10 protein-coding genes are annotated in these 14,631 nt (G+C 71.1%); 2 read left to right on the top strand and 8 right to left on the bottom strand.

What is annotated here, in order from left to right; translation table 11 throughout:
- Positions 1–116 precede the first annotated feature (116 nt).
- The 6 genes from ACWD35_RS14180 to ACWD35_RS14205 all read right to left on the bottom strand — a co-directional run bounded on the left by ACWD35_RS14180 (position 117) and on the right by ACWD35_RS14205 (position 8,492).
- Positions 117–3,080, bottom strand: coding sequence for a M14 family zinc carboxypeptidase (locus ACWD35_RS14180; protein ID WP_451351483.1), 2,964 nt, complete (start codon positions 3,078–3,080; stop codon positions 117–119).
- Between the two features lie 174 nt (positions 3,081–3,254).
- Entirely contained in the window at positions 3,255–4,244 is a 990-nt protein-coding gene (whiA, locus tag ACWD35_RS14185; protein WP_031166139.1) for a DNA-binding protein WhiA, read from the bottom strand.
- Positions 4,235–5,305, bottom strand: a complete 1,071-nt coding sequence (locus tag ACWD35_RS14190; protein ID WP_451351484.1) for a gluconeogenesis factor YvcK family protein — start codon at positions 5,303–5,305, stop codon at positions 4,235–4,237. Before ACWD35_RS14190 ends, whiA begins: the two co-directional genes overlap by 10 nt.
- Complete coding sequence (gene rapZ, locus ACWD35_RS14195; RefSeq protein ID WP_451351485.1) at positions 5,302–6,291, bottom strand: RNase adapter RapZ; 990 nt, start codon at positions 6,289–6,291, stop codon at positions 5,302–5,304. The genes ACWD35_RS14190 and rapZ overlap by 4 nt, the downstream gene beginning before the upstream one ends.
- Complete coding sequence (gene uvrC / locus ACWD35_RS14200) at positions 6,288–8,348, bottom strand: excinuclease ABC subunit UvrC (RefSeq protein ID WP_451351486.1); 2,061 nt, start codon at positions 8,346–8,348, stop codon at positions 6,288–6,290. The genes rapZ and uvrC overlap by 4 nt, the downstream gene beginning before the upstream one ends.
- A 3-nt stretch (positions 8,349–8,351) precedes the next feature.
- Entirely contained in the window at positions 8,352–8,492 is a 141-nt protein-coding gene (locus tag ACWD35_RS14205) for a hypothetical protein (RefSeq protein WP_451351487.1), read from the bottom strand.
- A 219-nt stretch (positions 8,493–8,711) separates the two neighbouring features.
- On the opposite strand from ACWD35_RS14205, the gene ACWD35_RS14210 reads away from it, so the two are divergent.
- Positions 8,712–9,659 (top strand): hypothetical protein, encoded by a 948-nt coding sequence (locus tag ACWD35_RS14210; protein ID WP_451351488.1) that lies wholly within the window; start codon positions 8,712–8,714, stop codon positions 9,657–9,659.
- Positions 9,660–9,742: 83 nt separating this feature from the next.
- On the opposite strand, the gene ACWD35_RS14215 is transcribed toward ACWD35_RS14210, so the two are convergent.
- Complete coding sequence (locus ACWD35_RS14215) at positions 9,743–10,171, bottom strand: QcrA and Rieske domain-containing protein (protein WP_451351489.1); 429 nt, start codon at positions 10,169–10,171, stop codon at positions 9,743–9,745.
- A gap of 263 nt (positions 10,172–10,434) precedes the next feature.
- Here ACWD35_RS14215 and ACWD35_RS14220 point away from each other — a divergent pair, with 263 nt between their 5' ends.
- Positions 10,435–11,346, top strand: a complete 912-nt coding sequence (locus ACWD35_RS14220) for a carbohydrate kinase family protein (RefSeq protein WP_451351490.1) — start codon at positions 10,435–10,437, stop codon at positions 11,344–11,346.
- Positions 11,347–11,537: 191 nt separating this feature from the next.
- Here ACWD35_RS14220 and uvrA read toward each other — a convergent pair whose 3' ends face one another.
- Positions 11,538–14,564 carry an excinuclease ABC subunit UvrA gene (uvrA, locus tag ACWD35_RS14225; RefSeq protein ID WP_451351491.1) on the bottom strand — a complete coding sequence of 1,009 codons (3,027 nt, stop codon included), beginning with the start codon at positions 14,562–14,564 and terminating at the stop codon, positions 11,538–11,540.
- Between the last annotated feature and the right edge of the window lie 67 nt (positions 14,565–14,631).

Here is a 14,631-nt window from a genome sequence, read left to right on the forward strand (position 1 = left end):
TCACTCGCTTTTGTCAGGAAATGACGGGCGTCGTTGACCGTCTTTTCACTCGTTCGTGAGCGGGTCGGCTCACCTGATCAGTGCCCTTTCCGCGCACCGTTGAGAGGGGGTTGCGCTCACCTGTCGAGTGAGGCGAGCGCCTTCCTCATCAGGGCGGCCCGATCGGCCGCCGACGGCACCTGTTCCAGGCCAAAACCGAGCAGCACGGTGTCGTCCGTGGTGACCGCTCCGTAGGTCCGGAAGAGGGTTCCGGTGCGCGTCCAGTCCTTCAGTACGGCCGGGCTGCCCGCGGGCGGTCCGGCGACGCTCCAGGGGCCCAGGGACGTCTCGAAGCCCTCGGTCTCCTTCGCGGCGGCGCCGACGACGAGCGAGGCGTCGTCGGCGAGGACGCCGTGCCCGCCGGTGCCCGGGTCGGTGATGTAGCTGATCGAGAGCTCGACGGACTTCCCGGCGTACGCGCTCAGGTCGAAGCTCACCTGCTGCCAGCCGCCGGAGCTGCCGGTGAGGCTGTTCCACGAGCCGGTGGTGCCGGTCGCGGTGCAGGCGTTGCCCGCGAGCGTCAGGTAGTGCTTGAGCCAGGGGTGTTCGCCGATCAGGAACCCGGCCCCGCAATCCTCCGGTACGGCCGTCCGGGTGGCGCCGCCGGCCTCCGGGAGGGTCGTCCAGTCGTCGGCGCCCACGGTGTGTGCCTCGATCACCGCGTGGTCGTAGCCCGGCTCGGTGTCCCACAGCAGCCGTGTGCTCAGGGCGGGCCTGTCGGCGGCGCTGACACCGGTGAGGTCGATGGTGCGGGTGAGGCGCTTGTAGGCGTCGTCGGTGTGCACGGCCGCGGCCATGTAGGAGCCGGTGTAGGGCCCGTACGGGTTGACCGTCCCGGCGAACTGTCCCGCGCCCGCGCTCTTGAACTGCGGGTACGTGGCCGCGGGCAGCGCCTCGGAGGTGACGCCGTAGGTGCCGGCCCGGTCCAGCGGGTTGCCGGGCGCGTCGCCGAGGGCGCCGGTGTAGCCGTCAAGGTTGCCGGAGCCGGTGAAGCCGGTGGCTCCCTTGGTCGACGTGCGGGAGTAGGCGCCCAGGTAGTACTGGCTGAAGTCGTCCGACAGGGTGCCGCCGCCGAGGTCGACGCTGCCGCCGGCCAGCTCGCCGGCCTCGATCAGCCGGCCGCCCTCGTTGAGGAAGGCGCGCAGCTGGAGCTGGGTGGTGTTGCCCGGGCCGTTCGCGCCCGAGTAGTGCACGACGGTGGTGAAGTGCTTCAGCACGCCGAGCGCGTCCGGGGCGCCCTGGGTGGCGACGTCCCACACGATGGCCTTGCGGCCCGACGCCCTGAGCGCGTCCACGTACGCCTGCGCCTGCGTGGCCGCCGCGCCCTCCTCGGCGACGACGAGGGTGTCGGCCTTCGGCCGCTCGGCGACGGTGTACGTGAAGTGGGAACTGGCGAGCTTCCTGCCGCTCCTGGTCTCCCCGGTGAACCACACCTCGACCTTGTCGCCGGGTGCGCCGCCTTGGACCTTGGCGCGGTACTCGTCGAAGTAGAGGTTGTCCTTGCCGCCGTAGGTCTCGCCGCCCTTCCAGTGCCTGAGGGCCTGGTCGTGCGTACGGCCGCCGTTGACGCGGTACCTGAGCTCCTTGTCGCGGACCGCCTTGCGGACGACGACGGAGACCTCCTGGTCGGCACCCCGGGAGTACGAGGTGGAGAACGTGGCCGGGGTGAAGTCGGCGGCGCTCAGGCCGACCGAGGAGACCGGCCGGTCGGGGTGGGCGGCGCTCTCGGCGACGGACAGCGCGAACGGGATGTTCTTCTCGAACTCCTGCTGGATCAGCTTCTCGTCGTCGGGGAAGTTGAAGACCGACTGGCAGTCGTCGGCGTTCCAGGCGTCGTTCGGGTCGAGGTCCGACGCGGTCTCGCAGGTCGACATCTCGGGGGTGAACATCGCCATGCCGTTGACGTTCGAGGCATGGCCGTCCGCCTCGCCGTTGGTGGTGTACAGCTCCGACGAGACCTGCGAACGGTAGCCGGGGATGGCCGGGTTGTCGGGGGTGCCGGCGAGCGCCTTGTAGAGCACGTCGTCGGGGGTCGGGGTGGCCACCTGCCAGCCGACTCCGTAGAGGAGGAGTTCGGCGGCGGAGTGGTAGTTGACGCCGTACCGGAAGCCGATGCGCTTCTCGAAGCTGTCGAGAGCCTGCGTCTCGGGCTCGGACTCGGGGCTCGCGCCGCGGTAGGTCTGGCTGGTGGGGTTGGGGGACGAACCCTCGTCGTCGTAGCCCCACTTGTAGGCGAAGTTGCGGTTGAGGTCGACGCCGTCACCCGTGCCGATGACACCGTCGCCGTTGACGTCGCGCAGGTTCTTGCGCCACAGGCGGGTGGTGGAGTCCTTGAACGTGTAGTCGTAGCCGTCCGGGTTGGCCGAGATGACGAACCACAGCTCGGTCGAGTCGACGATCTGCTTGATCCGCCGGTCCGTCGTGTAGTGGTCCAGGTAGTGGTGCATCAGCCGCCGGGTCATCTCCGGCGTGATCCACTCGCGCGCGTGCTGGTTGGACACGTACAGCACGGAAGGCTTGGAGCCGTCCCTCGACCTCTTCGCGCCCCTGGTCACCTTGAGCGCGAGGATGTCCTGGCCGTTGACGGTCTTTCCGATGGACTCGACCTTGGTGAGGCCGGGGTGGGCCTGGGCGGTCGCGAGGATCTCCTGTTCGAGTCCGCCGCTTCCGCTGTAGGGCCGGAACACGCCCTGGGAGGCGCCCTCGACGCGCGCCGCGGCCTTCGCCGAGAGGGTGTGCTCGGTGAGGCCGACGCCCTGCTTCCTGAGCTGCTCGGCCTGCCGGTCGGTCAGATAGACCTCGACGGTGGTCTTTTTACCCGCGGCCACCTGCTCGCCGAGTTCCTGGCCGTCCTGCCCGGCCTTGAGGAGCAGCGGTAGCTGCTTCTGGGTGATGTCGGCGCGGAAGACCTTGACCTCGGCTCCGTCGTCACCGGCGGACCTGGCCGGACTTCCGTTCTGCGCCTGGGCGATGGGTGCAAGGCTCGCTCCGCCGAGCAGGAGCGCGCCGACAGCGAGGATCGATCTCGCTCTGTGTCTCATGAACCCCCCTAGCCGTGGTCCGCCGCAGCGGCGAACTTCTGCCAGGCTCATGACAGTTCATGATCGAGTCAAGAGCGCCTCATTGAGACGCAAACGGGAGTTCGCCCGGCTATGCGAACGCCGGTGCCGACGTCCCAAGTGGGCGTCGGCACCGGCGTGTTGAGAGAGTGCGGGTCAGCCGGCCAGGTTGTCCGCCAGCTCCTCCGAGAGGTTGGCCTCCGTGCCCGGGATGCCCAGGTCGGCGGCGCGCTTGTCGGCCATGGCCAGCAGCCGGCGGATCCGGCCCGCGACCGCGTCCTTGGTGAGCGGCGGGTCGGCGAGCGCGCCCAGCTCCTCCAGGGAGGCCTGCTTGTGCTCCATGCGCAGCCGGCCGGCGGCGGCGAGGTGCTCGGGCACCTCGTCGCCGAGGATCTCCAGGGCCCGCTGCACCCGGGCACCGGCGGCCACGGCGGCACGGGCCGAACGGCGCAGGTTGGCGTCGTCGAAGTTGGCGAGCCGGTTGGCGGTGGCCCGCACCTCGCGGCGCATCCGGCGCTCCTCCCAGGCCAGCACGGACTCGTGCGCGCCGAGCCGGGTGAGCAGCGCGCCGATCGCGTCGCCGTCGCGGACGACCACCCGGTCCACGGTGCGCACCTCGCGGGCCTTCGCGGCGATGGACAGCCGACGGGCGGCACCGACCAGCGCGAGCGCGGCCTCCGGGCCGGGGCAGGTCACCTCCAGCGAGGAGGAGCGGCCCGGCTCGGTCAGCGAGCCGTGCGCCAGGAAGGCGCCCCGCCAGGCCGCCTCCGCGTCACAGGTGGCCCCCGAGACCACCTGCGGGGGCAGACCGCGGATCGGGCGTCCCCGGCCGTCGACCAGACCGGTCTGCCGGGCCAGCTGGTCACCGCCCGCGACCACACGCACGACATAGCGCGAGCCGCGGCGCAGCCCGCCGGGCGCCATCACGATCAGCTCCGAGCTGTGGCCGAAGATCTCCAGGATGTCCCGCTTGAGGCGGCGGGCCGCCATCGCAGTGTCCAGCTCCGCCTCGATCACGATGCGCCCGCTGACCAGGTGAAGGCCGCCGGCGAACCGCAGAATGGCGGAGACCTCCGCCTTCCTGCAGCAGGTCCGGGTGACGGGGAGCCGGGAGATCTCATCCTTCACCGCTGCCGTCATCGCCATGGGCCGATCCTTCCATGCATCCGAAAAATACGGTCGTACGCGGCGGCCAACAGCTCCGGGTCGTGCCGGGGTGAACCGTCGGGCCGGGCCACCGGGGCCAGCTCGACCGCGGCTTCGAGCCGCTTGGCGGCCTCGGTGAGCGAATCGCGGTCGGGCACGGCAGCCTCGTCGGCCAGCACCACGTCCAGGGCGAGTTTAGGGGCGTGTCGCCCCAAAACCTCCAAATGACGCTGCGGGGAGAAGCCCTCGGTTTCTCCCGGCTGCGGCGCGAGGTTCAGGGAGAGGACCTTGCGTGCCTTGGTCTGGGTGAGGGCGTCCAGCAGCTCGGGTACGAGCAGGTGCGGGATCACGGAGGAGAACCAGGAGCCGGGGCCGAGCACCACCCAGTCCGCGTCCAGGACCGCGGCGACGGCCTCCGGGACGGCGGGCGGGTCGTTCGGGACCAGGTGCACCGACTGCACCTCGCCGGGCGTGAGCGCCACGGTCGCCTGCCCGCGCACCGTGTCGACGTCGTCCGGGCGCTCCGGGTCGTGCCCCCTGACCAAGGCCTGCAGCTCCAGGGGCACGGCGGACATGGGCAGCACCCGCCCGTGCGCGCCGAGCAGCTTGCCGACCAGGTCCAGGGCCTGGACGTGGTCGCCGAGCTGCTCCCACAGGGCGACGATCAGCAGGTTGCCGACCGCGTGCCCGTTGATCTCGCCCTGGGACTGGAAGCGGTGCTGGATGACCCGGGCCCAGGTCTGGCCCCAGTCGTCGTCGCCGCACAGCGCGGCCAGCGCCTTGCGCAGGTCGCCGGGCGGCAGCACGCCCAGCTCGTCGCGCAGGCGCCCGCTGGAGCCGCCGTCGTCGGCCACGGTGACGACGGCGGTGAGGTCGCCGGTGATCCGGCGCAGCGCGGCGAGCGAGGCGGACAGGCCCATGCCGCCGCCGAGGGCGACGACCTTGGGCTGTGCGCCGCGGCGGCGCGGCCGGGCGCCGCGGGGCTCGGCCGCGGCGCGGCCCGCGCGCCCCTCCGGCACAACTCGGCGCAGCCGGCTCAGCCGCCGTGTACGTTCCGTCATTCCCGTCCCATGTCCCGGTGCACGATCACCGTCTCCACGCCTTCGGCCGCGAGGCGCGCGGCGAGCTTCTCCGACACCGCGACCGAGCGGTGCTTGCCACCCGTGCAGCCGATGGCGATGGTCACATACCGCTTGCCCTCACGCCGGTAGCCGGCCGCGACGAGCCTGAGCAGCTCGGCGTACCGGTCGAGGAACTCCTTGGCGCCGGGCTGGTTGAAGACGTAGGCGGAGACCTCCTCGTTGAGCCCGGTGAACGGGCGCAGCTCCGGCACCCAGTGCGGGTTGGGCAGGAACCGCATGTCCGCGACCAGGTCGGCGTCGACCGGCAGGCCGTACTTGAAGCCGAAGGACATCACGGTGGCCCGCAGCTCGGGCTCCTCCTCGCCAGCGAACTGGGCGTCCATCTTCGCGCGCAGCTCGTGCACGTTGAGGCTGGAGGTGTCGATCACCAGGTCGGCGTCGCCGCGCAGCTCCCGCAGCAGCTCGCGCTCGGCGGCGATGCCGTCCACGATGCGGCCGTCGCCCTGGAGCGGGTGCGGGCGGCGCACCGACTCGAAGCGGCGCACCAGGGCCTCGTCGGAGGACTCCAGGAAGACGATGCGCCGGGTGACGCCCCGGGTGTCGAGGTCGGCGAGGGACTCGCGCAGGTTGTCGAAGAACCGCCGGCCGCGTACGTCGACGACGACCGCGATCCGCGCCACGTTGCCCTGGGAGCGGGCGCCCAGCTCCACCATGGTGGGGATGAGGGCGGGCGGGAGGTTGTCCACGACGAACCAGCCGAGGTCCTCCAGGCACTTCGCGGCCGTCGACCGGCCCGCTCCGGACATGCCGGAGATGATCACCAGTTCGGGGATGGCCGCCTCGGGGGCGCCGGCCGGTGTGGTGTCCGTACTCACCTGTGCTCCGTCTTCCTGGGGCGCCTGCTCCGGCGTCCCCACGACCGCCTGTTCTCGGTCCGCTGTCGGCTGTGCGTCGTGCTCGGTCATGTCTCCTGCCCCCGTCGTTCGTCCGGGTGGCCCGCAGTCACGGGCTCCCCCGAGGAATCCCCCGTCGTATCGGGTTCCTCGTCTTCAATGATCTCTCCGGTCGCCGTGTTCACGGCGGGTGCGGCCGGGACCGCCCGGGCGAGGGCCGCGGCGATGGTCTCGGCCGTCTTCCTGCCTATCCCGGGCACTTCCTGGATCTGCTCGATTGTGGCGGACCGGAGCTTCTTCACCGAACCGAAATGCTTGACGAGCGCCTGTTTGCGGGTCTCGCCGAGGCCGGGCACGTCGTCCAGGGGACTGGCACGGAAGCGCTTGGCCCGCTTCGTGCGCTGGTAGGTGATCGCGAAGCGGTGGGCCTCGTCACGGACGCGCTGGAGCAGGTACAGGCCCTCGCTGGTGCGGGGCAGCACCACCGGGTCGTCCTCCCCTGGCACCCAGACCTCCTCCAGGCGCTTGGCGAGGCCGCAGACGGCGATGTCGTCGATCCCCAGTTCGTCCAGGGCTCGCTGGGCGGCAGCGACCTGCGGCTGGCCGCCGTCGACCACGACGAGCTGGGGCGGATACGCGAACTTCCTGGGGCGGCCGTCGTCGTCCTTGAGGCCGTTCCCGAGGCCGCCCTCGGTCTCGGCCTCGTCCTCGACCCACTCGCCGGTCTTCTCCTTCTCGGCCAGGTAGCGCCGGAAGCGGCGGGTGATCACCTCGTGCATGGAGCGCACGTCGTCCTGCCCCGCGAAGCCCCGGATCTGGAAGCGGCGGTACTCGCTCTTGCGCTGCAGCCCGTCCTCGAAGACGACCATGGAGGCGACCACGTCGTCACCCTGGAGGTGCGAGATGTCGTAGCACTCGATCCTGAGCGGGGCACTGTCCAGGTCGAGGGCTTCGGCGATCTCCTCCAGGGCGCGCGAGCGCGTGGTCAGGTCGGAGGCACGCTTGGTCTTGTGCAGGGCGAGCGCCTGCTGGGCGTTGCGCTGCACGGTCTCCATGAGCGCCTTCTTGTCGCCGCGCTGCGGGATGCGCAGCGACACGTTCGCGCCGCGGCGGTCGGTCAGCCACTCCTGCACCGGCAGGGCCGGCTCGGGCAGCGCCGGGACCAGGACCTCCTTGGGCACCGCGTCCCCGGTCTCCTCGCCGTACAGCTGCTGCAGCGCGTGCTCGACCAGGGCGCCGGTGGTGACCTCCTCGACCTTGTCGGTCACCCAGCCGCGCTGGCCGCGCACCCGGCCGCCGCGCACATGGAAGATCTGCACGGCCGCCTCCAGCTCGTCCTCGGCGACGGCGATGAGGTCGGCGTCGGTCGCGTCGGCGAGCACGACCGCGTTCTTCTCCATGGCCTTCCTCAGGGCCTCGATGTCGTCCCGCAGGCGCGCGGCCCGCTCGTACTCCATCTCCTCGGCCGACTCCATCATCTGCTTCTCCAGACGGCGGAGGTACGTGCCGGTGCGCCCGGCCATGAAGTCGCAGAACTCCTCGGCCAGATCCCGGTGGTCCTCGGGGGAGATCCGGCCGACGCAGGGGGCGGAGCACTTGCCGATGTAGCCCAGCAGGCAGGGCCGGCCGGTGCGGGCGGCGTTCTTGAAGACACCGGCCGAGCAGGTGCGCACCGGGAAGACGCGCAGCAGCAGGTCCACGGTGTCCCGGATGGCCCACGCGTGCCCGTACGGCCCGAAGTACCGGACGCCCTTCTTCTTGTGACCGCGCATCACCTGCACGCGCGGGAACTCCTCGTTCATCGTCACCGCGAGGTACGGGTAGCTCTTGTCGTCGCGGTACTTGACGTTGAACCGGGGGTCGTACTCCTTGATCCAGGAGTACTCCAGCTGGAGCGCCTCGACCTCCGTGGACACCACGGTCCACTCCACGGACGCGGCGGTGGTCACCATCGTCCGGGTGCGCGGGTGCAGGTTCGCCAGGTCCTGGAAGTAGTTCGCCAGGCGCTGGCGCAGGCTTTTCGCCTTTCCGACGTAGATCACCCGGCGGTGCTCGTCACGGAACCTGTACACCCCGGGAGAGTCCGGGATCTCTCCCGGCCTGGGGCGGTAGCTGGAGGGGTCGGCCATGTCTCACACCCTACTGGCGAGCACCGACACCGCGTCGGGCCTGTGGACAACGCCCGCACCCGTACGGCTCAGGACCCCCGTGCCCTGCGGGATCCGCCCGCGGCACACCGCGCCCGGCGGGCGGGCGCCGACCCCGGCGATCATGGTCGCTGCTCGGCCACGCGCGCGCCGCGGCCGAGTCCGAGGTGTTGTCGGGGTCTGGTCAACACGCTTCAATGCGGGGGAACTCGAGGCCGTGCACACGGCGTACGCCTACCGCGTGCGTCCGCACGGGCGCTGCCGGCGCCGACGGGGAGGCCCCGGGGGACCCGCGCCGAACGGTCTGACCAGCCGTTGTGACAACTCACAGAAAGGCCCCTGTGCATGCTGCACGCCACAGAGCACGCGGACGTCCCCACCGCGGATCTGGACACGGTTCTGCGGGGCGGCCCCTTCCACGTGGCGCTGCGCGCCGCGATCGCCGCCCGCGGACTGCCCCTCCAGCGCGTGCAGCACCATCTGTCGCGCCACGGGGTCAAGGTCGGCGTGACCAGCCTGAGTTACTGGCAGCAGGGCGCCCGCCGCCCGCAGCGCCCCGAGTCGCTGCGGGCCGTCCGGGCGCTGGAGGAGATCCTCCAGCTGCCGGACGAGTCACTGATCCGCCTGCTCGCCGAGTCCGGCAGCCGCGCCTCCGACGGCCACCCGGCGGCCCACTCGTACCGCTCGGTGATCGAGGCCTCCGACGTCCTGAACCGGCTCCAGACCGAGCTGGGCTGGTCCCTCGACGGCGGTCTGCACACCCTGGGGCAGCACGAACTCGTCCGGATCGGCGCGCGGCGCCGGCTGATGGGCCGCGAGTCCCACCACATCGTGCGGGCCCACCACGACGGCGTCGACCGCTTCGTCGCCGTCCACCACGGCGACCCCGGCTGCAGCCCGCGCGACATGCGCGTCCGGGCCCTGGAGAACTGCCGCACCGGCCGTGTCCGCTGGGACCAGGACACAGGTGTACTGGTGGCCGAGCTGCTCTTCGGCACCCGGCTGCGCGCCGGCGACACCTTCCTCTTCCGGTACGCCGTCGAGGACGGCACCGCCGGGGACTCGCGCGAGTACGTCCACCGGTGCGGATCCCCCGGCGGCCAGTACGCGCTCCAGGTGTGCTTCGACGCGACGGCTTTGCCGGCGCGCTGCCACCGCTTCACCCAGCACTCGCCGGCGGCTCCGCGCAGCGGCCGGCAGGAACTGCCCGTCAGCGGGCCGCACCACAGCGTCCACGTGGTCGAGCCGCGGATCCGGCCGGGCGTCGTCGGTATCACCTGGGACTGGGAGTAAGCCACCTGGGACTGGGAGCGAGGGTCCCTCGGCACCGCCCGCCGGTCGGCTTCCCCGCCCGCCGAGCGGTGCGGTCGGGCGCGTCAGGCGCCGGGTCCGGCGATGATCCTGCCGTTCGCGGCCTTCACCGGAAGCGCGTTCAACGGCTCGGTGGCCGGCGCCTGCACCACCTTGCCGGTCACGGCGTCGAACTGACTGCCGTGGCAGGGGCAGATCAGGGTCGTCCCGTCGAGCTTGTTGATGGCACACCCCGCGTGCGTGCAGATCGTGCTGTACGCCTTGAGCGCACCGCTCCCGTCCCGGCTGACCACCACGTTGTGGTCCCGGAAGAGCTTGGCGCCGCCCTTCCCGACCTCGCTCTCGGCCCCGAGGTCGACGGGCGCGGTCGGGGTCGGCGCGGCCTGGCCGCCGTAGCCCGGCCCCGCACAGGCGGCCAGGCCGAGCCCGGCCACCGGCACCACGGCGGCTCCTCGAAGAACGGTACGGCGGCTCGCGGACGCGGGGGCGGACATCTGGATCTCCACTGGTCAGGGGACGTGCAGGCCGACGATACCCGGGCAGGAGGTCGGCGCCTGGAGGGGGGCGGCCGGGCTCCCAAGGAAAGGCCGCTCGGGCGCGTGAACGCTTGCGCAGGCGTTTGCGCGGGTTCCGTGGATGGGATACCTTCCCGGCCCGCCCGGACGGTGCGTCTGCCGTGCGCGTTCGTGCACCGCACGTCCTGTGGCCGCCCGGCGCGAACCGGACCGTCCACGCTGCCCGAGAAGGGAACCGTCCCGTGATCGTCGTCGCCGGTGAGGCACTGATCGACCTGGTACCGCAGGGCCCCGGTGCCCTGGCCGGCCTGAAACCAGCGCTCGGCGGCGGCCCGTACAACACCGCCGTGGCTCTCGGCCGTCTCGGCTCTCCCACCTCCTTCCGCTCCCGCACCTCGTACGACGCCTTCGGTGAGGCGCTGCTGGACGGGCTGCGGCGGGCGGGGGTGGACGTGTCGCGCGTGCAGCGCGGCCCGGAGCCGACCACTCTCGCCGTCGCCACCCTCGACGCCGGGGGTTCGGCCGCCTACTCCTTCTATGTCGACGGCACCGCCGACCGCCTGTTCACCGCGCCCGCCGGTCTCCCCGCGGCCACACGCGCGGTGTCCTTCGGCACCTGCTCGCTCGTCCTGGAACCTGGGGCGAGCGCCTACGAGGAGCTGATGCGGACCGCGGCCGGGCAGGGCCTGTTCACCGCGCTCGACCCCAACATCCGGGCGGGACTGATCCCGGACGCGGACGCCTACCGGGCGCGTTTCGAGAGCTGGCTGCCCTCGGTCACGCTGCTGAAGCTCTCCGCGGAGGACGCCGCGTGGCTGGGCGGCACCCCGCGTGAGTGGCTGGCCGCCGGACCGGCGGCCGTGGTGGTCACCCGGGGCGGCGACGGCCTGACCGTCTTCACCCGGGACGGGGCGGAGTATTCCGTGCCCGGTGAGAAGGTCGAGGTCGTGGACACCATCGGCGCCGGTGACACGGTGAACGCGGCCCTGTTGCACGGGCTGTCCGCCCTGGACGCGCTGTCTCCGGCGGCACTCGCCATCCTGGGCCGGGACGGCTGGACGCGGCTGCTGCGGTTCGCTGCACGCGCGGCGGCGATCACCTGCTCGCGGGCGGGGGCGGAGCCGCCGTACGCGGCCGAGTTGTGCGAGCTGTGAGCGAGGCCGGCGCGTACCGGTCTCCTCTCTGGTCTTGTCAAGGTTCGGCTGAACCCGCGGTCGGTGGGACCGGCGGACCGCAGGGCCAGGGTGGCTGTTGATGGAACGAGCGGCGCCCCGCGGGAAGTTCCCGCGGGGCGCCGGATTTTTGATGTCGTGTCAGGACTGTCAGGAGATGGCCTGAATCACCCTCAGGCCTTGCGGGCCCGCGTCGTCTTATTCGCGGGTGTCGTCTTCTTCGTGATCGCGGTGGCCTTCTTGGTCGCCGTGTTGTTGGCCTTGGCCGTCACCGTCTTCTTTGCCGTCGACCTGGCCGCGGCCGTCTTCCTGGCCGCCGTGGCCCGCGGCGCCCGGACCGGCTCCGCGTCGCTGATGCGGTCGGCGCCGAGGATCTCGCGCAGGAACTTGCCGGTGTGGCTGGCCGGCACCCCGGCGATCTCCTCGGGCGTGCCCTCGGCGATCACGAGGCCGCCGCCGGCGCCGCCTTCGGGGCCCATGTCGACGATCCAGTCGGCGGTCTTGATCACGTCGAGGTTGTGCTCGATGACGATCACCGAGTTGCCCTTGTCGACCAGACCGGAGAGCACCTTCAGCAGCTTGCTGATGTCCTCGAAGTGCAGACCGGTGGTCGGCTCGTCCAGGACGTAGACCGTGCGTCCGGTGGAGCGCTTCTGCAGTTCGCTGGCGAGCTTGACGCGCTGCGCCTCACCGCCGGACAGGGTGGTCGCGGACTGGCCGAGCCGGACGTAGCCGAGGCCGACGTCCTTCAGCGTCCTCAGGTGCCGGGAGATGGCCGGGACGGCCTCGAAGAAGTCCGTGGCCTCCTCGATCGGCATGTTCAGCACGTCGGCGATGGACTTGCCCTTGTAGTGGACCTCCAGGGTCTCCCGGTTGTACCGGGCGCCGTGGCAGACCTCGCACGGGACGTAGACGTCCGGGAGGAAGTTCATCTCGATCTTGATGGTGCCGTCGCCCGCGCAGTTCTCGCAGCGCCCGCCCTTGACGTTGAAGGAGAAGCGGCCGGGCAGGTACCCGCGGACCTTCGCCTCGGTCGTCTCGGCGAACAGCTTGCGGATGTGATCGAAGACGCCGGTGTACGTCGCCGGGTTGGACCGCGGGGTGCGGCCGATGGGCGACTGGTCGACGTGCACGACCTTGTCGACGAGGTCGTCGCCGTCGACGCGCGTGTGCCGCCCGGGGACGTTCCGCGCGCCGTTCAGCTCGCGGGCCAGGTGCGTGTAGAGGATGTCGTTGACCAGCGTCGACTTGCCGGATCCGGAGACGCCCGTGACGGCCGTGAAGACGCCGAGCGGGAAGGACACGTCGATGTCCTGAAGGTTGTTCTCGCGGGCGCCGTGCACGGTGAGCTGCCGGGACAGGTCGCGGGGGCGCCGTATGTCCGGGACGGGGATCGACTTGCGGCCGGACAGGTACTGCCCCGTCTGCGACTCGGCGTTGGCGAGCAGCTCCTTCAGGGAGCCGCTGTGCACGACCTTGCCGCCGTGCTCACCGGCGCCGGGGCCGATGTCCACGATCCAGTCGGCGACCTTGATGGTGTCCTCGTCGTGCTCCACGACGATGAGCGTGTTGCCCATGTCGCGCAGCCGGACCAGGGTCTCGATCAGCCGGTGATTGTCGCGCTGGTGCAGGCCGATGGACGGCTCGTCCAGGACGTACAGGACGCCGACGAGACCGGAGCCGATCTGGGTGGCCAGCCGGATGCGCTGGGCCTCGCCGCCGGAGAGGGTGCCGGCCGCACGGTTGAGCGAGAGGTAGTCGAGGCCGACGTCGACCAGGAAGCGCAGCCGCTCGTTGACCTCCTTCAGCACGCGCTCGGCGATCTTCTTGTCGCGGGCGTTCAGCTTCAGCTCGCCCAGGAAGTCCGCGCAGTCGCTGATCGACATCCCGGAGACCTCGGCGATCGACTTCTCCATGATCGTGACCGCGAGGACGATCGGCTTCAGGCGCGTGCCCTCACAGGAGGGGCAGGGCACCTCGCGCATGTAGCCCTCGAAGCGCTCGCGGCTGGCGTCGCTCTCGGCCTCGCTGTGCCGGCGCTTGACGAAGGGCACCGCGCCCTCGAAGGGCGTGGTGTACACGCGCTCGCGGCCGTACCGGTTGCGGTAGCGGACCTCGATCTGGGTCTTGTGGCCGTAGAGCAGGGCCTTCTTGGCGCGCTGCGGCAGGCCCGCGAAGGGGATGTCCGTACGGAAGCCGAGGGCGTCGGCGAGGGCACCGATCAGGCGGCCGAAGTAGTCCTTGGTGTGGCCGTGCGACCAGGGGTGGATGGCGCCCTCGTCGAGGGACTTCTCCTCGTCCGGGACGATCAGCTCGGGGTCCACCTCCATGCGCGTGCCGATGCCGGTGCACTCGGGGCAGGCGCCGAAGGGCGAGTTGAAGGAGAAGGAGCGCGGCTCCAGCTCCTCGAAGGACAGGTCGTCGTACGGGCAGTACAGGTGCTCCGAGTACATGCGTTCGCGCTCGGGGTCGTCCTCGGGGAGGTCCACGAAGTCGAGCACGACCATGCCGCCGGACAGACCGAGGGCGGTCTCCACGGAGTCGGTGAGGCGGCGCTTGGCGGAGTCCTTCACCGTCAGGCGGTCGATGACCACCTCGATGGTGTGCTTCTCCTGCTTCTTCAGCGTCGGCGGGTCGGAGAGCTGGATGGTCTCGCCGTCCACTCGCGCGCGGGAGTAGCCCTTGGTCTGGAGGTCCGCGAAGAGGTCCACGAACTCGCCCTTGCGCTCGCGCACCAGCGGCGACAGCACCTGGAAGCGGCTCCCCTCCGGCAGCTCCAGGACCTTGTCCACGATGGCCTGCGGCGACTGGCGCGAGATCGGACGGCCGCACTCGGGGCAGTGCGGCTTGCCGATGCGCGCGAAGAGCAGGCGCAGGTAGTCGTAGACCTCGGTGATCGTGCCGACCGTCGAGCGCGGGTTGCGCGAGGTCGACTTCTGGTCGATGGAGACAGCGGGCGACAGGCCCTCGATGAAATCGACGTCCGGCTTGTCCATCTGGCCGAGGAACTGCCGGGCGTAGGAGGACAGCGACTCCACGTAGCGGCGCTGGCCCTCCGCGAAGATCGTGTCGAAGGCCAGGGAGGACTTGCCCGACCCCGACAGGCCCGTGAAGACGATGAGCGAGTCGCGCGGCAGGTCGAGCGAGACATTCTTGAGGTTGTGCTCGCGCGCGCCACGGACGATGAGACGGTCGGCCACGCCGGTCCGCACCTTTCTTGAGAGAAGTGACAGGGGCGGGGCCCCCGTGCTTCTTCAGACTAGGGGG

This window comes from Streptomyces sp. NPDC002671 (assembly GCF_053592475.1).